The sequence below is a fragment of the Bacteroides sp. CAG:189 genome (genome assembly GCF_000432295.1).
Taxonomy (GTDB): domain Bacteria; phylum Bacteroidota; class Bacteroidia; order Bacteroidales; family Bacteroidaceae; genus Bacteroides; species Bacteroides salyersiae.
The window spans coordinates 17,926-44,360 of the sequence record NZ_HF991053.1; the positions used below are offsets into that span (position 1 = coordinate 17,926).

The window sequence follows — 26,435 nt, forward strand, 5'->3', positions numbered from 1 at the left end:
GCCACCGCCGGTGTTCCTACTATACGGTTGCCGGAATGGAAACTCCATTGTTTTTTCCCTTTTTGAAGGCTATAGGAGGTCAGAAAGCCCATATCATCACCTACAAAAACTTGCTTATCGGCTATTGCCGGTGAGCAATAAATACCGATACCGGTTTGTACTAACCATTTTTCTTTTACTTGCGGATACTCTTTGTTTACGGAGTAATCGGGATATTTGTCTGTTGCTCCTTTTTTGTCATAATATGAGTGGACTAATGAGAGCGAGCACCACTTTTGAGGCTCCTTACCAATTTTCTGTTCATAGACAAGAAGGGAATCCGGGGTGATTTCATAAATGTTGTACCCACCAATTGCTTCTTTTCCACGCAGATTGGAACGGTTGATGATTCCGGGAATACCATCGTATGAGAAGAATTTGTTGAGATGGTAATGCCCGCCCAGAAAAGCGCGGATGTTATAAGGGCGCACAGCGTCTGTTACGTCGTACCAATTATCCACATCGCCTTTTAGCATCGGATAGTGAGTGACCAGAAATACGGGTTTCTCTTTTCCGGCCTCTTTCAATTCTTTCTTAAGCCAGGTGATGTCTTGCGGAACGACATGACCATCGGCCATACGCATTAATGGTCCGGAATTGAATCCTAAAAAGAGAAAGCCTTTATGTTCGAATTTGAAACGTTCTCCGCCAAAAATATGCCCGAAATCCGTCACTCCGCTTTCGCTCCATTTTGTTTCATGATTTCCGGGAATGATATAATATTTGACTTTTAATTGGCCGAGAGCTGCTTTCACTCTTTGCATGGAAGCACGGTCACCCTCTTCTGTGATGTCACCCGTTACCAGTACGAAGTCGATATCTTGCGTTCTGTTCACTTGGTGAATGGAGTTTTGGAGATCGTCAAAGGCGGTTCCTTTTTGGGTGACATGAATGTCTGTCAGGAGAGCAAAACGAAAGTGCTCCCCGATCTGCGCCCGGATGCCGGTTAATACAGCGAACAAAAATAGAATACCGGTATATATTTTCTTATTCATACGGCGTGATACTTGATTATCTGATTAAAAAATTATTTTTTCTTTTTAATAAGCAGGCAAAGACCTATAAAAGTGAACAATGCATTGAATATCAGTAACTCATAACTGAACTGATATCCGTTAAACCACTTCTCCGAATTTTCTTGCAGGATAAAGCAGAGGATGGGAGAAACAATGGCTACTATGGGGATATATTTATCGCGTACCTGTTTTTTTGTGAAAATGCCAAAAGCAAAAAGTCCTAAAATAGGTCCGTAGGTGTAACTGGCCAAGATGTAGACAGCATCGATTACGCTGGTGTTATTCAATTGATTGAACACGAAGATGACAATGCCCATGATGATGGCCATGCCGATATGTACACGTTTGCGTATCTTTACCAATTCATTTTCTGCTTTGTTTTTTGCTCCTAATATGTCTACTGTAAAAGAAGTTGTCAAGGCGGTCAGAGCCGAACCGGCTGCCGAATAAGCAGATGAAATCAGTCCGATAATAAACAGTACGCCCACTATGGCCGGGAAATAATCACCGGTAGCTATCATCGGGAATAATTCGTCGCTTTTCTCGGGGTTTTCAATTCCGTGTTGTGCGGTAAATGTGTATAATAACACTCCTAACATGAGAAATAACAGGATGACGAAGAATTGGGAAATACCGCTGGTAATCATATTCTTCTGTGAATCCTTAAAATTTTTACAGCTTAAATTGCGTTGCATCATGTCCTGATCCAGTCCGGTCATAGCGATCATTGTGAACACTCCCGCCAGGAATTGCTTGAAGAAGTAGCGCTTATCATTCACATCATCGAAAAAGAACATGCGGGAAAAATCATTCTCGGAGATGGTGGCTATCATACTTCCGAAACCTAACTTAAGATCGGAAGCGATATAATAGATACATAGAACTACGGATACTACCAGACAGAACGTTTTCAGGGAATCGGTCCATATCAGTGATTTTACACCGCCACGGAAAGTGTATAGCCAGACAAGAGCTACGGTAATGATGACATTAAGAATAAACGGCAGGTGGAAAGGCTCGAATACCAACAGTTGTAGTGTAAGGCAAACAAGGAATAACCGCACGGCTGCTCCTAACATTTTTGAGATGAAAAAGAACCATGCACCGGTCTTGTAAGAAGACAGACCGAACCGGTTCTCCAGATACTCATAAATGGATACTAAATTCATCCGGTAGAAAAGCGGTATCAAAACAAAGGCGATAATGATTTGCCCTGCGACGAAACCGAGTACCATCTGCAAATAGGAGAATCCGCTTGCCGCTACCATACCCGGAACGGAAACGAATGTCACTCCGGATATACTGGAGCCGATCATGGCAAAAGCCACTACATACCAGGCCGATTTACGGTTCCCAACGAAAAAACCTTCATTATCGGCCTTTCTGCCTGCGATGTATGAAACCGTAAACAGGATAATGAAATACGCCACGATTGTGATTAAAATAGAAACTGGAGTCATGCGGTCATTTATAATTTAATAATTTGTAATTCATCAACAGGAAAGAACCGGTCATTCTTCATATATAAGGTAAGGCTTGCGTTGTATCTTGAATTTCTCTACATCTTCTTTCCACATCGCTTTGATCTCATCCGCATTTTTACCTTGTTTTATCATTTTTCGTACATAATCTCTACCTGTCAACAGCTCGAAAAACGGCCGGAAAAAGTAATCGTCCATATTCAGATTCCGGTAGGCATCGATAAGATAACTCAAATCTACTCCTTTTTTCCATATTTCTTCATTGCTCAGTTCACTTAAATTCACACCGTGGCAAATTCTGTTGAGTTGGGGAGGATTTTTTGCACCCGGTATACTTTGTGGTGTGAAGGTGTAATCATATCCTAACATATTAGGGTGTCCGTATATTTGAAAAGGAAGCTGTGTCCCCCTACCCAGACTGACGGGAGTTGCCTCGAAGTAGCAGGTAGAAGGATAAAGGTACACAGCTTTCATATTCGGCAGGTTAGGGGAGGGAGGGATCGGCAATTCATACATTGTCTGGTGTGTATAGTTCTTGCATTTTATGACTGTTATATCACAAATGCGTGAAGCCGGCAACCACCGTTCGCCATTAACCATTAATGCCAGTTCTCCTAATGTCATGCCGTGTACTATCGGAATGGGAAGCCATCCGACGCTTGATTTGTATTTCATGTCTAAGATGGGGCCGTCTACATAGTGACCGTTCGGATTAGGACGATCCAGTATCAACATTTTGCGGTTATACTCTGCACATGCATCCATCAAGCGGACCATGGATGCATAGTAGGTATAAAATCTTAATCCTACATCTTGTATGTCGACTATCAGCAGGTCGAATTTCCGCATCGATTCTTCACTGGGCCTACCTAATTTACCATCGTATAACGAGAGGATGGGCACGCCGGTTTTCGAATCCACCGAGCTTGAAACGTGTTCTCCGGCATCTGCGTTACCACGAAACCCGTGTTCGGGAGAGAATATGGCTACTACATTTATCTTATTCTCCAACAACACGTCCAGTAAGTGCTTATTTCCGATCATACCGGTATGATTGGAAAAAATAGCTATTCGCTTATTTTTCAATAAGGGGAGATAAACGTTTGTTTGCTCTGCACCTACAATCACCCGGTTCTGATTTGCCTGACAATAGAAAGTGATGCATGTTAAAATGACTATAAGTAGAATTTTTTTCATAATGTATTATATAAGGGGAAGTTCTTTATCTGCAAAGATAATATATGATTTAATATTAGAAACATATATTTTTTTATTTTTAGAATTATAATCAATAATTTGCAAACTTGTATTTACACGTTTAAAGGTGTGTGGTAAACAGGTGTAAATATATATCCGGCTGAATACATGGGACTTGAATGTCCTATTTTACTTCTATATTCATTTGATTAATAGGTGATTATAAGAGTATGTACTTTTGTGTGCCAAGAGTATATACTTTTATGATGTAAGAGTATACACTTTTGTATATGTAAAGTATATACTTATACTTCACCTGATGGCAATAGGAAAATAGCTGTGTACTCCATTGTTCGATACTTTGTTTTGTGAGCTGACAAGGGACCGGTAATATTTTCTTTATGGTCTCTTGTCAGCTTATTATTAATTTGCAATGACTCGTTTATCGGTTTCGCATGCTTTTATTTACGAATGATTCGGTAAGTCATGCCGTTTATTTTGATGATATAAACTCCGCCGGACTGTTCGTAAAGGTTGATTGTTTCTTTATTTGTATTCAAATTGTTCATATTCAGAATGGTTCGCCCGTTTATGTCGAATACCTGGATAGAATGAATGGTTTCTTCTGATTCGATGTTTACCGGTCCGTCTGTCGGATTAGGATAGATGGAAGTGGCCATCGTCGATTCTTCTATTCCGGTTATTTTGATAGAAACGGTTGCTTTTTCTGTTTCGTAAGTTCCATATACGGCAGTTACACTGTATGAGTATTCACCATCTTCCGAGATTTCGTCTGTGTAAGTGGTTCCGGTTACTGTGGTTATTAATTCTGAACCACGGTATATATTGTATTCCGGAGTTCCTACAGAACCTTCGGGCTCTTCCCATGATAAGGATATACCTTCGGGTGCGGCGGTAGCTTCGAGATTTACAACGGTACCTATCTCTTTAGAGATAGTTTGAGAAGATGGTGCGGGTGTGACAGAAGTGTTGTCTGCTTTAGGTAAGGCCCACATTCCCAAGCGTTCTCCGGAATTGGAGATTAGATATACATTGCCTCCCCAGTCGAATGCCAGGCTATTGGAGTTAGCTCCGATTCCTGGTTTTATGGAGTGGAGGCGTTTGATGGAAGGTATTCCTTCTTCGTTATAACTGATACCCAGTATTTTTATTTCGTTGTTGCATCCCATGGCGATGCGGGTTCCGTCAAGGCTGATAGCCATACCGCCATTCCGGGAATTCTCGATGATCGTAGGATCTGTTTTACCAGATACAAAATCTACTTGGGTGCCGTTATAGTGGATCAGAGAAGGAACGGCTGCTTCATCGGCTGCCCGGTATTGAGAGATCCACCAACCACCGCGTCCGTCGGGGAGAATCGTTGAATTCATATTAGCTTGATATCCGCCGGTAGCCGCATTGTTGAATGCGATGCTGGGTGCTTCTGTCCAGTGGGTAGCTGTTCCAATGTTGTATTGTAGTATATTTCCTGCTTTACCATCCACCTTATAATCTTCATCAAAAGTATATAATATTGTGTTTTCGCCGCTTCCCGTCACGTAGCAAGAGGAGGAAGAACCGTGTACGGGTTCGTTGTTTGTATTGCTGGCAAGTCCGTTCGTATCTCTGGTAAGCCCTTCGAACAGGCTGATGAATTTTTCATTCGGCTTAGACGGATCCATAACATAGATACCGGAATTACCGTCACTGAAATCGCACATAAATATCCTGCCATCCGGTGCTATGGCCAGACGGAACGGGCTATTGCTGCTACTCCAGGTTATTCCGCCGTCATAAGCTTTGTTGGATTGATTTGTGATGTCTCCGAACAACGGATCCATTATGTAGATACCTTGGTCGGTGGTTCGCCCGGCTGAAGTGCCTCCTTTACTACTTGCCACGTATATACGGCCGAAGTAAGGGCTTTCCGGATTGTTGTCTATGGCAACTCCATATGCATTATAGAATTTAAGAGTTTCTCCATCTCCAGTCATTTTTACCGGACGGGCAACACTTTCGGCGGTCGCTTTAATCTGCCAATGCATATCTTTGCCGGCAGGAATTTCCGCTTTTGTCGTTGAAACCGTATGGTTACCTTTGGATAGAGTACCTGCGCTATATGATTTTAATATCTTTTCGCCATTGACAAATTCAATAAATACTTCATTCGCATTTTCGTTAAGGATGAAACTGAATTTATATTCTTGTCCGGTGCTTTCCAATTGAAGTCCGGAAGCATAGATGTTGGCCGTAGCGGTGGTGGTGATAGTTTGATAACGGGCTATGCCTGCGTTTTGTGCATAAAGATAAAGATCGATATCGTATCCGTTAACAATTCCTGCTGCCATCATGTAGGGTACGGCATTTTCACTTAAACCGTCATCTGGCATCTTTTCTGATATTTTAACAGCCTTGTCCAGCCCATCGGTTATATCAAATAGAATCGCACTTACGTGGCTGTGGTCGGCACTACAATCGGGTGATATCATGAAAGAATGCCGTGCATATTGGAAGAAATTAGCACCTTTGGCTTGAGGGGAAAGGATTCCTTCGTTTATTGCGCCGTGTTCGGTTAAGGGACTACGGTCGGCAGCCGTCCAGTCAAATCCGAATTCTGTTGGCATTAATTTTTCACTATCTATGATGAGACGGTCTGTTCCGAGAGGCGAGATCGTGAAAGTGAACGTTTCTCCCCAAAGAGCTTCTGTGTATTTGGTGGTATCCATCATGTATTTATAACCAATTATGTTCGGCAGTTCCTCGTCTATCTGATAGCCTACTATACGGATTTGTTTTGAGGTGCCTGTGGTGATGGCCGGCGTGTATATGTTACATTTCCAACGTGGACCGCTGATGGCAAAGGTTTCTCCAATGGTAGAGGCTGAGAAGTTTCCTTGCTGAGTGGTTTCGAAGAAGAGTATAGGATCTGACTCGTCGTCATTCCATGTGTAAACTTTAAACTTCTCTCCGTCTGCCGGTAGAGTAACGATGTTTTTATTACAAGCCATCAGGTATCCGTCGGCAGAAAATGCGATATCGCTTATTGGTAGAATCCCTCCTTCGATGCCGGTAAGTTTTAGCTCGGAAATCAAATCACCGGTATTTGGATCGGCTATATAGATTTTGGGTTCAGTGGTAAGGATATATAGCTTCTTGTTGTGTAACAGGCTTTTTCGGATATTTTTGTCTTGAAACCATTCGAAGGTATTTTTTGAAATTTCCTGAGTTTTGTAGAAAGGCATGGCTACGGTTCCTGCTTCTTGATCCGGCTCCGGATAATCTGCTGGCACTTCTTTTTCGGTGACTACGTTTTTGTTTTCAATTTGCGTTATTAAAGATGTAGTCTCTCCGGCTTTTACTTCAGTTTCTATATCTGCTGCTGCATAGTTTTCTGCTGTTATTTTTAGTTTGTATTTTCCTGGCTCTAAGTCAAAGAAACTATAAAACCCGTTGTAACACTCGTCGGTTACGTAAGAGTCGATGAGTGTACCGTTGTTGTCGAATAGTTCTATTTTAGCTTTATTCACGGGAAGCCATTGGTCATTTGTGCCTGTTTTATAAAGATATAGTGGATTATTGATACGTTCGTTTGAACTCTTTACGAGACCGGCAAGTATTCCTTTTGATGCTTGATCTGCTTCAAAATAGTCACAGAAATAACGGAAAAAACGTGCAGATTCTAATTTGCGATAATCTTCATTGAGCAGTCGGTGCGTTTCCGGCAGGTAGTCGTGAAATTCTCCTTCTGAAAGAAAGCCCGGTACGGTATTGTTTCTTAATACGCCTAAATGGTAGCCATAGAACGAGTAGTCGCCACGTACATTCATATTAGTTGCACTATAATATGTCCAGTTGGTGAGCGGGTTGTCATACATCCTGGACCAACACGCCTGTGCCATTGGTTTGCTTAATGCCGGATCCGGTTCGTCGTCGGTTCCGCGATACAGTAACAAGAGGTAATTAGTGCCCTGGTTTACGCCTACAGCATTGCTGTGAATGGATAAAAATGCATCCATGCTGTTTGCTGAGGCTTCTTCTGCAATCTCGGTCAGATTCCGGTCGTCTTCATCTCTGTTTTCTGTACGTGACATCATGACGGTTGCTCCGTGAGCCTCCAGCATATCTCTGAGAGCTAATCCTTTTGTCAGGCTGCAAGAAGATTCCCAAAAACCGTTTATATCATTGGCGGCATAAGGGATGGTTACTACGTTTCGGTCGTTGGCTGCATCGAAACCTCCGTGTCCCGGATTGATATAGATTCTCACCCCTGTAAGATCTTTCGCAGTTACATCTGTACATATTATTATGTATAAGCAGGCTATTATAATTGACTTTAGTGTTTTCATATCTTATTTGGCTTTTTGTTTGATATTGATTTTCATGAGGTAAATATCTCCGTTGTCACTATTGAAAGCGATAGATGAGTTGTCGGTTGAGACAGCCGGAAACATGGCTATCGTGGAAGGATCGCTGAGGGTTTGATGTTTTTGTCCGTCTATCGAAACGGCTTCAATGGATGAAGAGAGGATTCGTTCTCCGTTATCTTTATCATTCATCCCTATAATCCATTCATTCCCGAGCCAGACAGGGGCGTTTAAATTAGCTATTCGAATCGGGCTGCTGCCGTCGATATTGGAGATGAATGTACCTTTGCCGGCAACTTTATATAATAACTTTGTTCCATCGGGCGAGATGGAAGGCCATAGATAGCTACAGTTTTTTCCGTTGGGAGAGATCTCTTTACGTTCACCGTTCCGATATAAGACCAATTGCCGATTTTCGATATTGACAATATCCGGTACTGTTTTTATTTTTTCTCCATATATTCTTTTGGTTGATAACTTATTGTTTTTTACATATACAAGGTTCCCATTTATGGTCTTATGTAATTGAAGGTCTCGGGTAGGAGAGATAAGTTGGTTTTCCTTTTTGTTAGTTAAGTCTATCTTCTTCAGGGCGGTCTCCCTCATGTTTCGCTTGTTGAATGACTGCTCTCGATAGATAATGTTATTCCCGTCCGCACTTATTTGTACGTTGTATCCTGCATTGGGAGCTTCGGTGATAATGGATACTTGCTCATTTTTCAAATCAAATTTTTTAAGCCCTGAATAATTATCAGAGGTTAGAAGTAGGTATTCTCCATTAGGGCTGAATTTGGGATGATAGCTTTTACCGATGCTTGATTTCGGTAATTGTTTCACGGATACTACACTGATTTCTTGTGCATGAACTTGTTGGACTAAGTAAAGTAGCAACAATAGAAAAAACTTTCTCATGATCTAAAAGAATTAAAAGGTTAATAAATGGTATTTTATATATTAAGCTTAATGCTTTTTGACGAAATAGGTGTTGAGGAATAGATACATCCGTTTATTTCAAAGGATGTTTAGGCTACTTTTACTCATCTTACTTCTCAAATATTCATTAATTTATTATTAGAAACAAATTTTTAGGAATTTAATTAACGTGTTTTATACTATTAGTGAATGTTTTTAGCATATTATGATTCTTTTTTACTTATTTTGTATCGAAAAATGATTTTTTGAAACTTTGTAAAAAACGTTGTTTTTGCTCTTTTTCTGATTCTCGTTTTTGTTTCAATAAGTTTACATGTAGTATGAAGATATTGTTTCCCTCTCTCTGTTTATTGTGTATTATTATAAATAATAAGTGCTTTCCTCGTAGACAAACCGCCCGTTCATCGTAGAGGAATGGATGGTTTGTCTACGAGGAACGGGCGGTTTGTCTACGGGGGCAATAGTGATGATATCTGCGTGCTGATTATCAATTTGTTACATTTCCTATTTACTGTATGCTATAATTACCTAATGCTGCGTGCATGCCTTTTTGTTTGTAGTGATTTGTTTGTTTTTAAATACTTACATTTGTTTATTGTCCTTCTGTGTTTCTATTAAGAAATTCGTTTAAATATTATGTAAATAAAAAATAAATTAGTCTGTATTGTTGTAATGGTGATATATTTTGATTGCTTAATCGAAAATTATTTTCTGTTTTTTATATTTTACCAAAAATTTCCTCTGTAATTGATATTATAGTTTTTGATAAATTTTTCTTTGTTGAAATGGTGGGATTAATAACTGTTTTCTGCTATCATTATTTGTTTATGAACTTAATGTGTTATATGTGAATGTAGTATGTGATTTGCAGAAAATGATTAAAGACTTTTGAAGGGTGTATAGCATGATTATTCTGCTTATATCTTTAAATTATCTATGTCAATTACTTTAATTTAGCTTTTGTTAAATAGAGTGATTTCTTTTTTATATTTTTTGCTGTTTTTATAAAATAGTCTTTTGTTTGTGTTGCAATTCTTTGTGGTATCAAAAAGAAATGATATTGACTGTTTACCAAGTTCTATCAGAACTAAAGACTTCTTTTATTTTTGAATCAACTGAATACTATTGTTGTAAAAATGTACCTGATCAACAGTTCTCAACTTGTTTTATATGTCAAGAATACCGATTGAATATTATAAAATTGCACAGCGCTATTTTTCAATCTTTATCAGAATAATATATGTATATTTAATGTTTACACCAGAACGTGAGGTTATATCCAATCGATCAACCCCGTCTTTGCAAATATTTTCATAACACGCAATAACATACTCATTATAAGTATCTTGTTTATATATTATTTATAATAATGTATTGTGATATAAAACAAAGAATACATAAGTAATGATAGGTGCGATTCTGGTTGGCTACTCTGACGGTATAGTATAAAAAACTTTAGGAAAGAGATTATCTGAAATAACAGTAGACACATTTTTTCATGGATACACCTCATTCTTATGGAGGAAATCCAAATGATATATAGCTTCTTTCAAGAATAGCTAAAAGGCCTTAAGAGACTTTACAGACATTTTCTTTCGGAAGAACAAGGGGTGTTGCAAAAAAAATTATATATTTGTATCCAAATCAAAAAAAAGAACAGGAAATGAAACTTATCGCGGAAAGTGGTTCTACAAGAACGGAGTGGGCTCTGGTTGAAGATAATCGTCTCGTACAGAGGGTTTTCACAGAGGGTTTGAATCCTTTTTTTCAGACCAGAAGAGAAATAAGCAGGAGCGTTAGACTCGGCCTTCCTGAATCTTTCTTCAAAAGAAAGTTGGAACAAGTTTATTATTATGGTGCAGGATGTACCTCTTATGAAAAAAAGAATGTTTTGGGTGCTTCATTGGTAGCGCAATTTAAAACCCCTATCCAAGTTGAAAGCGATTTATTGGCGGCGGCACGCGGATTGTTTAAATGTGATGCCGGAATTGCTTGCATTTTGGGAACAGGTTCTAACTCTTGTTTTTATGACGGCAAAATCATTGTTAAAAATGTAAAGGCTGCTGGTTATATTTTAGGTGATGAAGGAAGCGGAGCTGTTTTAGGCAAACTATTTCTTTCTGATGTATTGAAAGGGTTAGCCCCTAAAGATATTACGACCGACTTTTATGAAAAATTCCGTATTACAGCTAATGATGCCATGGAATCAGTTTATAATTTACCATTTCCCAATCGTTTTTTAGCTACTATTTCCTATTTTCTTGCAGACTATTTAGATAATGAATATGTCTATGAGTTATTAGTGAATAACCTAAAGAACTTTTTCATCCGTAGCGTATGTCAATATGACTATAAAAATTATCCTATTCGTTTTATCGGTTCAGTTGCCTACAGCTATTCCGAAATTCTAAGAGAAGTAGCCAGAGACTTTGGAGTAGAATTAGATATTATAGAAGAAACGCCAATGGACGGATTAATAGAATTTCATTCTATGAATATTGAAGAACCATAAAGAGATAAATGGATAAAAATTTAATTTATAACTTTATAAATATGTTAACCTAAAACTACTATTCATCAAAATGTAACAAGGAGATCAATGATCGTGTGAATTAATAGATATAAATCTAAATAAAACCAAATTTATGTTCCTGATATTAAAACAATTCTTATCTTTGCTTTGAAGTTATTTCAAAAGAGTTCTTTTAAGCCTTTGTTTGATGAAAACTTACCTCCAATTAATAGCCAACTATGTTGACCAATTCCTGGCTAATAGATAAAAAGCAAAGTTCTGATAGAACTTGGAAAATGGAGGTAATAGTGAAATGAGGAGTTTATGAAAAAAGGTCTCTGTCTGATAATAAATAACCTTAGAGATAATACTTAATTGGCGTTCTCTATTATAATCCTTGTTTAGAGGAATCGGTAAATTAAGAACTTATTAAATCGTAGTCTTTTATGGTAGATAAAGACAGATATAAAGAAGTAGTAAAAATATCTCTTTCTGAAAATGATGAAAGGGATATCTCTCTCATCGACCTGGGCGGGGGAAATTATTTCCGATGCTTATTTTATCTGGTTACATTGAATAGACATAGATGAAATTATTAATTAATTATATTATGAAAAAACAGTTATTAGTTCTACTCTTTCTCTTTTCGGCTGTGGTTACATATTCACAGCACACGATTACAGGGGTAGTGACTTCTTCAGAGGACGGGATGCCTGTAATTGGGGCTTCTGTAGTGGTGAAAGGAGATGCTAACCTGGGTACAATTACCGATATTGATGGAAAATATTCTATTAAAGCGCCTGACAATTCAATTTTAGTATTTTCATATGTAGGTATGGAGACACATGAGGTAAAAATTGGCAAACAGTCTGTGGTAAATGTTGTGATGAAACCGTCTTCAATAATGGTGGATGAGGTTGTTGTTACGGCGATGGGGGTTAAGGCTGAAAAGAAAAAACTTAATTATGCTGTGCAAAGTTTGGATTCTGAGGAAATAATGGGAGGAGCTAATACTAATTTTGTAAATACTTTGCAGGGTAAGATTTCCGGTTTGAGCGTTAGCACTTCAGGAGGTTCTCCAAATGCTTCTTCGCAGATAACGATTCGTGGTATTTCATCAATTAATGCCGGACAGTCTAATGAACCATTATTGATTATTGATGGTGTAGCTGTTTCTGGAGCAGGAGTTGCATCACAGATCAATCCGGCCGATATTGAGAACATGACAGTGCTGAAAGGTTCTGCTGCATCGGCTTTGTATGGGCAGGAAGCAGCCAATGGCGTTATTATGATTACCACCAAAAGTGGGAAAGAAGGAAAAATTACTGTCAATGCTAATGCCAGCGTGCAATTTGAGGATGTTTTCCGATTACCTAAATTACAGACAACCTATGTGCCTGGTGGACGTGGCATAATGTCGGCCGGTACACCGACTGGCGGCTGGGGGCCGATGATACAACCGGGTGAAAAAATATATGATAATGTGTCGAATTTCTTTCAGACAGGACTTACTCATAAATATGATGTAAGTGTTTCCGGAGGAACTGATAAGTTTTCAGCTTATGCCTCTGCCAGTTATTCAATGGCAGAAGGGGTAGTACCGAATGATTATCAGGACAGGATGAATTTTTTATTGAAAGGTACATATGAAATATCTAAAAATCTAAAGGTTAATATGTCGGCTAATATCATGAAAACTAAATCGAGAGGAGCAGGAGATGTATTGTCTACTGTATATAATTGGCCGATTAATGATGATATTCGTATTTATCAAAATCCAAATGGAACTCCGAGATGGCTGTATCCGATGGAAGGTTTGACTGATACGGAAAAGCAGGCGGTGGCATTAAGCCCGTTATGGAGCCGGTATAGAGATAATGGAGAAAGTAATGCTACGCGTAATATATTGATGGGAAGTGTGAACTGGACTCCGATAAAAGGATTGGAATTGAGTGGTAGGGTAAGTTTTGATGAAAACCATTCAAGCTCTGAATCTCAAACAGCGGCCCGTTTCAAAAAAACAGATTTTGAAAACTCAGAAAATGTGCCTTTGTCCTATTTTGGAGAGTATGATTATTCTCAAAGCCGTAGCCAATTATTAACTGTACAAGCTTTGGCTACATATAGATGGGATTTATCGAAAGATTTTAATCTTAATTTTCTGGCTGGTTATGAATTGAAAGAAAGGAAATCTGTTGAATTAGCGACGGGGGGAGACGGGTTTATCGTTTCTGGATTTGAAAGTATATCTAATCTTGATCCGTTAGAAATAGGTAAAAATACTACGCTGTATCATTCGTTGAAGCGTAATTTGGGGTATTTTGGAGAAATCCGTTTAGATTATAAAGGGATAGCACATATCAGTGGGACTGCCAGAAATGATTATTCTTCGACATTAAGTGAAAAATCTTATTTTTATCCGTCAGTAACTGCCGGTGTTATTTTCTCTGAACTATTTCATATCTCCAATGAGTTTTTTACTTATGGAAAATTGCGTGGAAACTGGGCTCAAGTCGGTAAGGACACTAATCCTTATGCTTTTGATAAAAGATTTGTTATTAAAGGTTCTTTTCCGGATCAAGGGTTCGGAGTGGATCCGACAAAAAGCCGTGCACAATGGTTAGATCCTGAATTAGCCAGTTCTTGGGAGGTGGGTCTGGACTTACGCTTTTTTAATGATAAGACAAAATTTGATTTAGCTTATTATCAGACAAAGGTAGATAATCAGATTGTGACAGTGCGGGTTTCTCCGACACAAGGAAATATCTTGCAGACACGTAATGAGGGGGCTATTCAAAATAAGGGGGTAGAACTCCAGTGGAACCAGGAAATAATGCGAAACCGTGATTTTCAATGGTATGCGAATCTGAATTTTGGTTTTAATCGTGGTAAAGTTACTAATCTACCGGATGATATTGTGGAAATACAAGGAACTCAATATGGCGATATATTTCCGACTGCTTATTTAAACGGTTCTACAACAGCTATATCCGGAAAAGATTATATGCGTAGTCCTGACGGCCAGGTTGTTTGTACGGCAGACGGGTATCCGATAATTAGCCCGGTAAAAGGCAATCTTATTGGGGATCGCGAACCGGATTTTTTGTTGGGGCTTTCTTCCAATATCAGTTGGAAAAACTTTACTCTTTCTTTCCTTTTGGATAGTCGTAAAGGAGGGGATGTGGTAAATGTAACCTCCCGCTCGTTGTTATCAAGTGGGCAAAGCTCTTTCGCAGAAAAATACCGTAATCGAGAAGTTGTGGTCAATGGGGTTGTCCAACAGTCGGATGGTACTTACATAAAGAATACCAAACCTATCATTTTGGATCAGACAACAATGAATACATATTTCTATGCAGTAAGTTCCAATTTTATTGAAGACGGTTCGTATCTGCGTTTGAGTTATGTGACATTGGGATATGATTTTACTCCTTTATTAAGAAATACGGCAATAAAAGGATTGCGTTTCTCTATAACAGGCAGAAACCTTTTCTTGATGACTAAATATACTGGATGTGATCCTCAGATTAGTGCGGGAAAAAGTGGTGGAACGGGTCGTATGGGTATTGATAATTTTGCTGTGCCTAGTACCCGCAGTTTTAACTTCTCAATAAATGCAACTTTTTAAACTGTATAGGAATTATGAAAAAAATTAGTAATTTGATATATGCATTTTTGTGTACTTCTATCTTATTCACATCTTGTGATGATTACTTGGATGTTAATAGGAGTGACGATACGGTGTCTGGTGTCTCTGCCGATTTAATATTGCCTGTTTTGACTTTTTATGCTGCTCAGACAAACTACGATCATGCAGAATATAATATGTATTTGGCTCAGGCATTTACCACGGGTGGCAGGAGTCAGGTCAACTCAACGGCATATAAAGGTGGATGGGAGTTTCTTTCTATGAATCGTCATCCTCAATGGCGCAGACATTATTATGATATAGGTGTGAATTTTAACGAAATGATTGCTTCTGCCGAAGAAGCAGGGTATACGAATTTTCCTTTGATAGGGCGTACCATTCGTTTAATGTCTACTCAACTGACTACAGATGCCTTTGGTGATATGCCATTGACGGAAGCTTATCAGGCAACTGCTTCAAAGTATGATACGCAGGAATTTATTTATCAGTGGATGTTAACAGAGGTGGACGATTTATTGGCCCAATACAACAATGCTGCTGTTACGGGGAATCCGGCCAATATTGCGATAACCCGACAGATGGACCGTATTTATTCGGGTGATTTGAAGAAATGGAGACAATTTACATATGCATTAAAAGCGCGTATTTTACTTCGTAAATTGCCTAATTGGGATAATAATCAGGCTGCTTGTGAAAAAATTATTGCTGCTGTAGACGCTGCTTTAACGGAAGATTGGGAAGAACCGATTTATAAGTTTGATGGAGGAGTCGGAGAGGCAAATTCTCCATGGGGACCTGCAAAACCCAAGATTGGCGGTTGGGAAAGTCGTTCGAATGATTTGGATAAAACCATTCCTTCGAAGTATTTGATGGACGATATGTTCGGAATTTTTGCTTCGGTAAATCCCAGAACCGGATATGCGAAAGATCCGCGTATGGAGGCTTTGATGAAACCTCGGAAAGGAGCTGACGGAAGAACGGCGTTTCGCTATCTGGAATGCAATATAGGTATGGATGCTTCTGCAAAAGAAAGTCATTATCCGGATTTATACTGTGCTTCTCCATTGAATACCACTGATGAAACAGTAAATCCTTATACCAAAAATGACGGATATATACCTTTATTCTTAACGGAAGAATTGATGTTGATAAAAGCAGAAGCGTTGTATTGGAAGGGTGATAAAACAGGTTCCAGAGAATGGACTGTAAAAGCTGTGGAAAAAAGTTTCGAACGTTTTAATTGTAATCCTAAGTATACAGGAAATTATCTGAAAGATGTAGCTTATTTACCGGAGACGGATTTCAATATCGGACATATTATGCGTCAGAAATATGTATGTATGTATTTACAACCGGAAATCTGGACGGATATGCGTCGCTACAATTATAGCAATGACAAGAATGGCATTACTTACGATGGCATTACTATTTATCCGACTCTTAAACGTCCCTATAATTTGTATGAACCGTATTGGTGTATTGATTATAATCCGGATGGGACTTTGGCTGATGTCTGGATACAGCGTTTGAATTATGATCCGGAAACAGAAGAAAAGTATAATAGAGCAGAACTGGAGCGTTTAGGTGCTTATAAAAATCCGGAGTGGTTGAAGAAACCTATGATTTGGGCTATTAATAACGGGAGTCATAAATAGAAATTGGGATAATAAAATTATACAGAAATGAAGACGAAAGAAATATTGATATTACTTCCTCTTTTGGCTATGGTTATTTGTAGCTGTGAGAAGAATGATCCGGTAGATGATTGGGCAAGTATAGGTCATGTGACCCCGACTACTTATTGGGAAATCCCTTCAAGTACGGTATCTGCGGGTAGTAATGTAGCCTTTACAGCGCAATTTTACAGTAGTGAAAACATTGATATTGATCATATGGAGGTATGGTATGATGTTAATGAACATATAACCCTTGAAGCAACTTGTCCGAGTGTGACATTCACGTATACCAAAAGTGTGGATGTGACTTCTTTGATTCGTGAATTCCAAAAGATCGCTTCTTATGAGTTTAAAGAAGAGTTCTGGAATTCGGATAAAAGGGCCTATGTGACTACGGCCTCTTTTCCTTCCAGTAACACTTTGAAGCCGATAGAATGGTCGGAAATAACGGAGTTCGATGCCGAAAAATATGCCACGTTGTTTCCGGATACTTTTGCAACTGTATTTCAGCGTGATTTGTATGTTGAATTGGAAAAGCAAGAAAAATATTCTGATTTCAGAAAGTTGATGGTGGATTTAGAAGTCATGACTACCGATGAGTTTAGAAACTGTACAGATTCGGTTTTTGATGAAAATAGTCAGCAGATGGAATATTTTATAAAAGATGATTCCAAAGAGTATGTAAAGGGGAAGTATTTTGCAATACCTTTTGAGGAACTGACTTTTGATAAGAGTAACATGATTTATAAATTGGAGTATCTGAAAGCGTATAAACTGAATGCGGCTTATAAGGTTTTTGATAAGGCTGGTAATATAGGAGTTTCAGAAAAAAAAGAAATAGACCTTATTTAATATTGATTGAGCTATGAGACATCTTAAATATATATTGATATTGGCATTTTCATTTATATGTTATGCTTGTGTAGAGAATGATCCGGATATTGAAACATTTCCGAGTGACGATGTGAATTTTAAGTACGAGGTTATCGGTGATTATAAAATTGATTATTTGGTAGGATCTCAGATTCAGTTTACAAACACGTCGGTTGTAAAAGGCGCCTGTACTTGGGATTTTGGTGATGGTACTCCTGTTTCCAATGAAGAAAATCCAATCCATAAATACGAAGTGGCGGGAAATTATAATGTATCTCTCACCGTTGAAAATGGTGGGAAAAGGGTGAACAAAATTTTTATCAGCGATATATTTCCGACAGTATCGATGGGTGAGATAGACGGAATATGTGAGGTTAATAAAACTTTTGTGGAACTTTCAGTGGACTTACCGAATCCGGATAATAAGACTGTGGAATATGAGTGGGTGTTTCCAGAAGGGACAGTTGATGAAAATATGAATCCTTTGAGCACCTCCGATAAGGAAAATCCGGGTAAAATGAAATTCTTGAATGTAGGTTCACAAAAAGTCGTATTGAAGGTGAGACTGGGTGGACGTGCCCTACAGGAAGGAGTGATTAAGATTCCTGTAGGATATACCGAGGAGGTTAAAACACTTTATTATGCGGTGAAAAAAGGTAATTTACATGCATTGAAGCTGATACGAGATGTTCCGGAGAATATAAAAGTATATCCGTTTGATCTGGGAGTGAAATCCGGGCAACATCCTTTTAATATTTTATTTTCAGATTCGCTGCTTTATGTCCTGGATGCGGGAAAACAAATCGGCTATATAGATGATGTAGATGAAAATTTGGGTGATGGTAAGATCTCTGTAATATCGAGAGATGGCAGTACTGTAGAAACGATGATGACGAATAATCAGGGAACAGCTTTTAATGACCCACATTTCGGGTATATAAATGAAAGCCAGCAAATGTTGTATTATTCTGATAGAAATACAGGTATTCGCCGTTTGGCTTTGACTGAACGAAACCTGCAAATGGATATAACCAATGATAAGTATGCTTATTTTGTACAGAACACTTCATTAGGATACTATGATAAGGGATTTGGTTGGGGAGCTATGAATACTTCGTTCACACGACTAAACGATGGAACCTGGTGGTGGCCTAAAACCTATAACAACTTGGGAATATTCCGTTTTAAAGACTCGGATATAGGAGGTTCTGATATTCCTGCAAGTGGAATAACGGCTGGTGGATTATTTATTAAGTCATTGGCTATCGACGAACAACGCCAAATGGTATTTTTTGCTGTTCGTGAAGGGGCAACCAGTGGCATTTATGCTATACCGATGGCGGATATTCCTAATGAATCGGCGGGGGAAGCTCCACTACAAAATAAAATCAAGGACTATCTCGTACAGGAGCTTGTCTCTGATAGCGAAGGTAGCACCAGTGAGTATGTCGACATTTGTCAGATGGTTTTGGATCCGGAAGACGGCTCTGTTTATTTTGGATTCCGTGCAGATCCTTCTTCCTCTGTAAGATCTGGTTTGATGCGTTGTTTTTATGATTCGGAAACATCTGCCTACAAAGTGGAAACCGTGCTGGAAGGTGTTGAAATATATGGTGTAGCAATCAATAATAAAAAATCAAAATTATTTTAATGAATAAAAGTGTACCGGTTATCATACCAGTATAACCGGTGCATCTTTTAATGACTACTTAAAATGATATATATGAAATATCTATACTCAATATTATTTTTCTGTTGCTTTGTTATGGCGATAAGTGCGCAGGCTCCTAAAAGGGAAATGCGTGCCACTTGGTTGGCTACAGTCTGGTCTTTGGATTGGCCGAAAGATTTTTCTACCACTCCTGCTACTACGATAAGAATAACAAAAACTGGTGATAAAGCCCAGATTGATGCACAGAAAAAACTGATGACTGATATGCTGGATAAGTTAGAGTCTGCCAATATCAATACCGTCTTTTTTCAGATAAGAGGGAGATGCGATGCCATGTATAAGTCGTCTTATGAACCGTGGTCTTCAGATTTGGTGGCAACCCGTGGTATGGATCCGGGATATGACCCGTTGGAGTTTGTCATAGAAGAGGGGCACAAACGTGGTATTGAGGTACATGCCTGGATGAATCCTTATCGCTTTTCTACTGCTTCTACTTATTGGGACGGAGAAGCGGGAGATTATAGAAAGACGAACCCTGACTGGATATTGACATATCCTCCCTATCTGAATTCGGATGGGAAATGGGTATATAATGCAATTATGGATCCTGCTGTACCGGAAGTTCGTCAGCGTATTACAGATATTGTGAAGGAGGTGGTTTCTAATTATGATGTGGACGGGATTGTTTTTGATGATTATTTCTATGCTTATGGCGGGACACCCGAAGATTTGGATTTGGATTCCCAAGAAAAATATAAACCGGAAAACCAATCTTTAGCCGATTGGCGAAGAGAAAATATTGCAAAGATGGTGGCTTCGGTATATCATATGATTCAGGAAACCAAACCTTATGTTACTTTTGGGATCTCTCCGTTCGGCATATGGACTACCGATTCGGAAGCTGCTAAAAAAGAAGGTATTGTGTTACCTCCGGGAATAAGCGGTGGAAATATGTACGATGAAATATATTGTGATCCGGTGGCATGGCTGAAGGAAGGTACGGTAGATTATATATCTCCGCAATTGTATTGGCCTACTACTTATCCGAAACAAGACTATAGAGTACTTTGTCCGTGGTGGTCTGATTTGGCATTTAGCTTTAAAAGACATTTTTATAGCAGTCATAGTGTAAGTGGTATTCAACCCTCTTCTTATACACGGTCTCTTTTAGAGGATGGCGATGATGCGGAAATGCCCACAGGACTTTCAAATATAGAGAGTATGATTTGGAATCAAAACCAAAAGCTTTCTGTGAAAACCCGTGCCTCCATTTCTCCCGAGGAACTGGGATTGCAAATTGATTGTAACCGGAAGAGTTCGAATGACGGGGCGCCGGGAAGTGCTTTTTATTCTACCCAGTATATCATAAACGTACAGGGAGTAATTCCTTATTTACAGAAATATTGGTATGCGGAAAAAGCCTTGGTACCAGCCATTGATTGGAAGGTGGCTCCGGAAGTGACTCCTGTTTCTTCGATTACTTTAAACAGGGGGGTACTTCATTGGGCTTCATCGAATGAAAATGTGCGCTATACGATATATGGCATTCCAACAGATAAAATTTCGGAACCGGATGTATTTAAATCTTCACGTTATTTATTGGGAACTTCGTATACGAATTCCTTTGTAATTCCTGAATCAGTAGATATGAGTTCGGTAACATTTGCCGTAGCGGTTTTTGATAGATACGGAAATGAATATACACCTGTGGTTATGAATAAGGAAGAACAGGAAGATGGAATTCCCGCTACTCTTACTTATCCGGTGGATGGTAAGTCGGTTATGACTCCGTTTGATTTCACATGGGAAGCTGTTGCTGCCGATTGGTATACGCTGGAAATAGCTGAAGATGAAAATTTCACAATCATACATAGTCGTAAAAATATAGATGGAAATGAACTGTCTACGAATCTGATACCAGATTTCGAATCAGGCAAAACTTACTATTGGCGGGTGGTTACTCATAAGGCGGGATATAAGGATGCGGTATCCTCAAGTAAACCTTTTATTCCAGTCATGTTTGCCGTTACTTCTCCGGAAATGGGAAGTGTAGATACAGAGGTGGCTCCTGTGATCGAGTGGAGAACTTTTGATAGCACTCATACGAAGTACATCGTTTTGGTAGCTTCCGAATATACTTTTGATGATAAAGTGATACTTTATTCGGAGGAATTGATTGATAGGGGGACGGCGGCTGTTCCGGAAGGAGTTTTATTACCAATGGCCACCTACTATGTGAAAGTAAAAGCCATATTGAATGAAAAGGAGGTGGAAACCCGCGCTGTGAGCTTCACCACGAAAATGGTTTATCCTGATGTACCTGTAATTGTTTCGCCGGTAGACGAAGGAGATTTGTCGGGGAATACGGTTTTGATAAAGTGGGCCGAGAATATTTATGCTACCGGTTTTCAGGCACATTTGTCTAAAGATCCGGGTTTCCCGATTCGCGGAACTACCTCCAGAAGTTCTGCTGCTTTTAAATATGAAGTAGATTATGGAAATCTGGCTACCGGAACCTATTATGTGAAAGTAAGAGCGAATTATAAAGACGGTCAGACGGATTGGTCGCCGGTAGTTAAATTTAATTGGTTGGGTACTACATCGGTTATTACGGAACAGGCAGTTCAAGAGGTATTGGTTCTGGGAAGCGGTGTCCATCAGTTATTGAAAGTAAATGTTGTAACCGGCGAAAATACTCTTTCTGTTTCTCTCTTTGACGTTGTGGGAAATGAACGAAGAACCTATTGCCTTAATCGGTCTGTTGACGAACAAACAGAAATCGCCTTGAATTTGGGTGATTTTCCCAAAGGTATTTATCTATTGAGAGTTGTTCTGAACGGACAATTATGGACCTTGAAATTATTGAATTAATTCTTGGAACTGGAATATTTTCACTTAATGTTTAATTAAAAAAAATGGTATTATGAAAAAGTTATTACTTGGAGCTGCTTTTATGTTAGGAGCTATTACAGTGAATGCTCAAGATGGCCCGAAAGTGGGTCAGGAAGATCTTAGTTTGTATCCGAATGTTGAGGAATATGGTATTTACCCTTTGTGGGGATGGTATACCGCCATGGGTAATCAAAGTTATGGAACGATTGGTGCAAACTCTCGTGGAATGGCTATTACTGCCGATGGAACAAAAATGTTGATTCCTAACAGAACTGACGTAAAGGTGGATGATAAACTTGTCAGTTCGACAATCGAAATTATTGTGTATAGTGCATTGACCGGTGAGAAGGAGAAAGTAGTAAAGGTGAGTGATGATATCTGGAATCATGGCAATGACGATAAGGGGGATCCGATCCTTCGTGATAATGAGGCCAATGACATTCAGGTGGATGCTGCCGGTAATGTGTTGCTGTGGAGAATGAGTACGAATATTGGCGTGTCTCCGGCCGAATGTTGGGCTGTAAATCTGGAAGACGGTAGTGTGAAGAATATATTGAGTGCTACAGTTGAAGGACTTGAGGGACGTTTTGACTATTTCGGGGTATACGGCGATGTGGTAAATGGCGATGGATACCTTCTCTCTGCAACATCCAATGGTGATGAATTATATGGTAAGACGGTTTTGAGATGGCGTTATGTCGGCGGTGTACTTCAGCCACAGGATGAATCGGATCAGATTTTTATTACGGCCTACTATCCGTCCAGTGCTGTTTCCAATAGTTACGGAACACGTGTTTGTCCGGTTAATGAAGATCTGTTTTATATGGATGCTTTTTCTTCTTTTGCCACTCTTTATAATATGGATGGTACTATTGCCGATAGTTTTGCCAGTATCGCAGACGAGGCAACCAGAAATGCTATCCAGCCGATGAGTGCCGGAAATAATGGTGTAGCGGAGTTCTCATTGGGTGGAGTCAATTATGCTGTTTATAGCATTTCTAACCAATTGGATGCTATTCAGACAGGATTGCGTCTGGTGTCTTTGAATGATGCAATGGAATTTTCATCTATGAAATTGGTTTATAATCTGCCGGCACAGGGTATGGGTAATATTTCAAATCCTGAACGTACGGTTCTTCCTCGCGTGATAGTAGATGAAGCCGCCGGTATTGCACGTATTGTGATTTATTGTAATCGTGGCGGTGCGGTAGCTTATGATTTTGGTCTGGCTTCAGTATTGGATAAGCTTCACCCGGATCGTGTACCGGTCGGTTTGCAAGGCAATAAAGTGCCTACTTTGCGGGTGACTTCAACCAAGGGAGAGATTGTACTGACTGAAAATGCGGATATCGAGGTGTATGATCTGTTAGGACGGAAGATTGTAGAAAAGGCAAATACTACCTTTGTTAAAGTTCTTCCGGGACTTTATATCGTGAAGGCTGAGAATGCCGGAAATGTCTTGAATACCAAGGTTGTTGTTGAATAAATGACCCTTCGTAGCATCTCATCCCCCAATGAGATCCTTTGAAACATTGAGCTGTATCTGTAAAAATATACTGTTGAAGACAGGTATGTAATTACTTGATGCAGCTCTTTTTTTATCTCTTTTTCTTTTAGCTTGAAAAATAAAATTATGAAAAAACTATCAGTACTGCTATTATTTTTCTTTCTATTTCTGAATTATGATAATGCCGGTCGTGCTCAGACTACTATCATGATTGGAGGGACAGAATATCAAGTTGATACTTTGAGCCACTTTAAGGTAGGTCCCGGCTCTTATTATACTGCTCTGCATTATTATACTTCCAGTGTCAGACTCCGGACTTTTTTTCTGGAGGTAGATGCGACGAATCCCTACATAACTTTTGAAGCTGTACATGGAAAAGACTCTTTGATAACTTGTGAAGGGATAACCTCGATGGCCCAACGAAAGAGCAAGGAGGGAAAAGTCTATTTTGGAGGGACAAATGCGGATTTTTTTGCAACATCCGGAGACATCGGTTATCCGGTTCATGGGAGTATTGTTGAAGGACAAATGGGACGGACTCCGGCGCAGACTCCGCATCTGGCTTTTTCCGGAAAAGAAGTTTTGATCGATAACATGCTTTTTACTAACAGTGTTTGTTCGATAGATGGAAAAGATTATCCGATAAACGGGATGAATACAGGTAGAAAAGAAAATCAGTTAATACTATATAATACATTAAACGGAAACTATACACATACTAATGCATATGGCGTGGAGGTACTGGTGGAATTACAACCGGGTACGGAATGGGGCATTAATAAAACTTTGAAAGCAAAAGTGGTGAGTGTTGTTGAGGGTAAAGGCAATATGTATATTTTGCCGCAACATGCTGTCTTGTCCGGGCACGGTACTGCCGCCGAACCATTGAGAACTTTATCAGAAGGTGATGAAATCACTCTTTTTATCGGTGTGGATAAGACGGGAGGAAGGGCTTCCCAGATTACGGCTATGGTGGGAGGCGACCGGATTATTTTGAAAGATGGTATTGTGCAGGAAAATGATTGGGCGGAACGTCATCCGCGTACGTCTGTCGGTTATTCGGCTGATGGTAATAAAATTTATTTTTGTGTAGTAGACGGCCGTTCTTCCATTTCGAGCGGAGTGACTACCAAGCATCTGGCAGATATAATGAAGAGTGCCGGTGCTGCTACTGCCTTAAATCTGGACGGTGGTGGGTCGAGTGGCCTTTATGTAGAAAAATTCGGTTTGATGAACCAGCCGAGCGATAGTCGCGAACGTGCTGTTTCGAATGGAATCTTTGCTGTTAACCTTGCAGAAACCGATAATCAGGTTGCGGAGATATTACCTTTTGAGCAGGTGGTAGCACTACCTAAATACGGTTCATTTACTCCGGTTATCTATGGCTATAATAAATATGGTACGTTGATCGATCTGAATGTGGAGAATGTAATTTATGAGTGCGATTCGGAAGTGGGGACTATAAAAGATGACGGGACTTTCTTTGCCGATGGTAGCCAGAATGGATTGATAAAGGTGAAGTGGAATCAATTGGAAACATTTATACGTATTAAATATTTGAAAGAGGAATCGATCGCACTTCGACTGGATTCTGTAATCGTTGACGGTTTTGCCGGTTATCCGATTGAACTGAATGCATTTATCGGCGATAAGAAATATCCTTTAGCTCCTTATGCATTGACATGGACGGCAGATGATCCTGCTATTTGTACGGTAGATAACGGAGTGCTCAACGGCCTTTCAAACGGTGAAACGTTGATTCACGGCACTTTGGATGATCTGAAATGTAGTTTGAAAGTACGAGTTCAGATTCCTGAGGCGCATACAGCTACACTTTTACCTTTGAAAGAAGATTCCTGGAGCGTAAAATCAAGCTCAAATATAAAGGATATCCAATTGCTTGATAATGGTATAAAGTATACATACTCTTCGGGACGTTCTCCTTATATCGAATTGATAAATGCTTTTGAGTTTTATAGCCTGCCCGAGGCGATTCGTTTCGTTATTAATCCGGGGAATGCTGCTATTTCGAAAGTAGTTGTTTCCGGTAAGGAGAATTTGGCAACCTCCAGTTCTATCTATGAATATAACAATGAGTTGTCTAAGAATGCAGATACGGAGATTTTATTGTCAATGAAAGAATGGTTTTCGAAAGAGACAGTAGAGCATGCATTATTCCCTGTACATTTTAATTCTATAAAATTTCCGTTTGTCGCATCTGGAAATCCGATCGGGGAGAATGTGATTCAGATTAAAAATATGGAGTTGGTTTATGAGCAGGTATCTGTAGGTGTTTCTTCTTTAAAGTTACTCTCTTCGTTAGTGGTCTATCCTAATCCGGTTGTCGATGGGCGGGCTTATGTGGCATTGAAAACGGACGAGTTGAGTATAACGGATGTTTCAGTATTTAATTCGGAAGGACAACTGCAAAATGTTGTTCCTGCTGATAATATAAAAGGAGGTGTGTTGGAAATTCCGGTTGCTAATTTGGCATCAGGATTCTATTTGGTAAAAGTTTGTATGGATAACGGTGAGTGTGAAACTCTGAAATTGATTGTAAGATGAGTTTCTTTTTCTCCCATTTTATTGTGGTAAAATGGGAGAAATCACCTTGTTTTAACCGA

General features: G+C 39.3%; 12 protein-coding genes and 1 pseudogene. 8 read left to right on the forward strand and 5 right to left on the reverse strand.

All coding sequences use genetic code 11. The features are described from left to right. From QVP90_RS07105 to QVP90_RS07125, 5 genes and pseudogenes are all read right to left on the reverse strand, one after another. A pseudogene (locus tag QVP90_RS07105) lies at positions 1-1,034 on the reverse strand (metallophosphoesterase); the annotation flags it as partial. 32 nt (positions 1,035-1,066) lie between these two features. Further along, positions 1,067-2,515 (reverse strand): sodium:solute symporter, encoded by a 1,449-nt coding sequence (locus QVP90_RS07110; protein WP_005926958.1) that lies wholly within the window; start codon positions 2,513-2,515, stop codon positions 1,067-1,069. A 51-nt stretch (positions 2,516-2,566) separates the two neighbouring features. Next, positions 2,567-3,733 carry an exo-beta-N-acetylmuramidase NamZ family protein gene (locus QVP90_RS07115; RefSeq protein ID WP_021936046.1) on the reverse strand — a complete coding sequence of 389 codons (1,167 nt, stop codon included), beginning with the start codon at positions 3,731-3,733 and terminating at the stop codon, positions 2,567-2,569. Positions 3,734-4,194: 461 nt separating this feature from the next. Then, entirely contained in the window at positions 4,195-8,079 is a 3,885-nt protein-coding gene (locus QVP90_RS07120; protein WP_021936047.1) for a T9SS type A sorting domain-containing protein, read from the reverse strand. A gap of 3 nt (positions 8,080-8,082) precedes the next feature. Beyond that, positions 8,083-9,009, reverse strand: coding sequence for a PD40 domain-containing protein (locus QVP90_RS07125; protein WP_005926947.1), 927 nt, complete (start codon positions 9,007-9,009; stop codon positions 8,083-8,085). 1,684 nt (positions 9,010-10,693) lie between these two features. On the opposite strand from QVP90_RS07125, the gene QVP90_RS07130 reads away from it, so the two are divergent. From QVP90_RS07130 to QVP90_RS07165, 8 genes are all read left to right on the forward strand, one after another. Then, positions 10,694-11,542 (forward strand): hypothetical protein, encoded by an 849-nt coding sequence (locus tag QVP90_RS07130; protein ID WP_005926944.1) that lies wholly within the window; start codon positions 10,694-10,696, stop codon positions 11,540-11,542. A 610-nt stretch (positions 11,543-12,152) separates the two neighbouring features. Then, complete coding sequence (locus tag QVP90_RS07135; protein WP_021936048.1) at positions 12,153-15,170, forward strand: SusC/RagA family TonB-linked outer membrane protein; 3,018 nt, start codon at positions 12,153-12,155, stop codon at positions 15,168-15,170. Between the two features lie 14 nt (positions 15,171-15,184). Then, a complete protein-coding gene (locus QVP90_RS07140) occupies positions 15,185-16,846 on the forward strand; it encodes a SusD/RagB family nutrient-binding outer membrane lipoprotein (RefSeq protein WP_005926935.1) in 1,662 nt (553 codons plus the stop codon). Positions 16,847-16,873: 27 nt separating this feature from the next. Continuing rightward, positions 16,874-17,719, forward strand: coding sequence for a hypothetical protein (locus tag QVP90_RS07145; RefSeq protein ID WP_005926933.1), 846 nt, complete (start codon positions 16,874-16,876; stop codon positions 17,717-17,719). Between the two features lie 13 nt (positions 17,720-17,732). Beyond that, positions 17,733-19,391 carry a PKD domain-containing protein gene (locus QVP90_RS07150; protein ID WP_007479054.1) on the forward strand — a complete coding sequence of 553 codons (1,659 nt, stop codon included), beginning with the start codon at positions 17,733-17,735 and terminating at the stop codon, positions 19,389-19,391. Between the two features lie 72 nt (positions 19,392-19,463). Beyond that, complete coding sequence (locus QVP90_RS07155; protein ID WP_264380810.1) at positions 19,464-22,283, forward strand: family 10 glycosylhydrolase; 2,820 nt, start codon at positions 19,464-19,466, stop codon at positions 22,281-22,283. A 52-nt stretch (positions 22,284-22,335) separates the two neighbouring features. Next, a complete protein-coding gene (locus tag QVP90_RS07160) occupies positions 22,336-23,790 on the forward strand; it encodes a T9SS type A sorting domain-containing protein (RefSeq protein WP_005926925.1) in 1,455 nt (484 codons plus the stop codon). A gap of 147 nt (positions 23,791-23,937) precedes the next feature. Further along, on the forward strand, positions 23,938-26,376 hold the full coding sequence (locus QVP90_RS07165; protein ID WP_005926923.1) for a phosphodiester glycosidase family protein: 2,439 nt from the start codon (positions 23,938-23,940) through the stop codon (positions 26,374-26,376). Positions 26,377-26,435: the final 59 nt, after the last annotated feature.

Excerpts from the sequence above, each read along its gene's own strand:
- QVP90_RS07145 (WP_005926933.1), top strand. The coding sequence starts at position 16,874 with ATGAAGACGAAAGAAATATTGATATTACTTCCTCTTTTGGCTATGGTT.
- QVP90_RS07125 (WP_005926947.1), bottom strand. The coding sequence starts at position 9,009 with ATGAGAAAGTTTTTTCTATTGTTGCTACTTTACTTAGTCCAACAAGTT.
- QVP90_RS07120 (WP_021936047.1), bottom strand. The coding sequence starts at position 8,079 with ATGAAAACACTAAAGTCAATTATAATAGCCTGCTTATACATAATAATA.
- QVP90_RS07115 (WP_021936046.1), bottom strand. The coding sequence starts at position 3,733 with ATGAAAAAAATTCTACTTATAGTCATTTTAACATGCATCACTTTCTAT.
- QVP90_RS07160 (WP_005926925.1), top strand. The coding sequence starts at position 22,336 with ATGAAAAAGTTATTACTTGGAGCTGCTTTTATGTTAGGAGCTATTACA.
- QVP90_RS07135 (WP_021936048.1), top strand. The coding sequence starts at position 12,153 with ATGAAAAAACAGTTATTAGTTCTACTCTTTCTCTTTTCGGCTGTGGTT.
- QVP90_RS07140 (WP_005926935.1), top strand. The coding sequence starts at position 15,185 with ATGAAAAAAATTAGTAATTTGATATATGCATTTTTGTGTACTTCTATC.
- QVP90_RS07155 (WP_264380810.1), top strand. The coding sequence starts at position 19,464 with ATGAAATATCTATACTCAATATTATTTTTCTGTTGCTTTGTTATGGCG.
- QVP90_RS07165 (WP_005926923.1), top strand. The coding sequence starts at position 23,938 with ATGAAAAAACTATCAGTACTGCTATTATTTTTCTTTCTATTTCTGAAT.
- QVP90_RS07130 (WP_005926944.1), top strand. The coding sequence starts at position 10,694 with ATGAAACTTATCGCGGAAAGTGGTTCTACAAGAACGGAGTGGGCTCTG.
- QVP90_RS07150 (WP_007479054.1), top strand. The coding sequence starts at position 17,733 with ATGAGACATCTTAAATATATATTGATATTGGCATTTTCATTTATATGT.
- QVP90_RS07110 (WP_005926958.1), bottom strand. The coding sequence starts at position 2,515 with ATGACTCCAGTTTCTATTTTAATCACAATCGTGGCGTATTTCATTATC.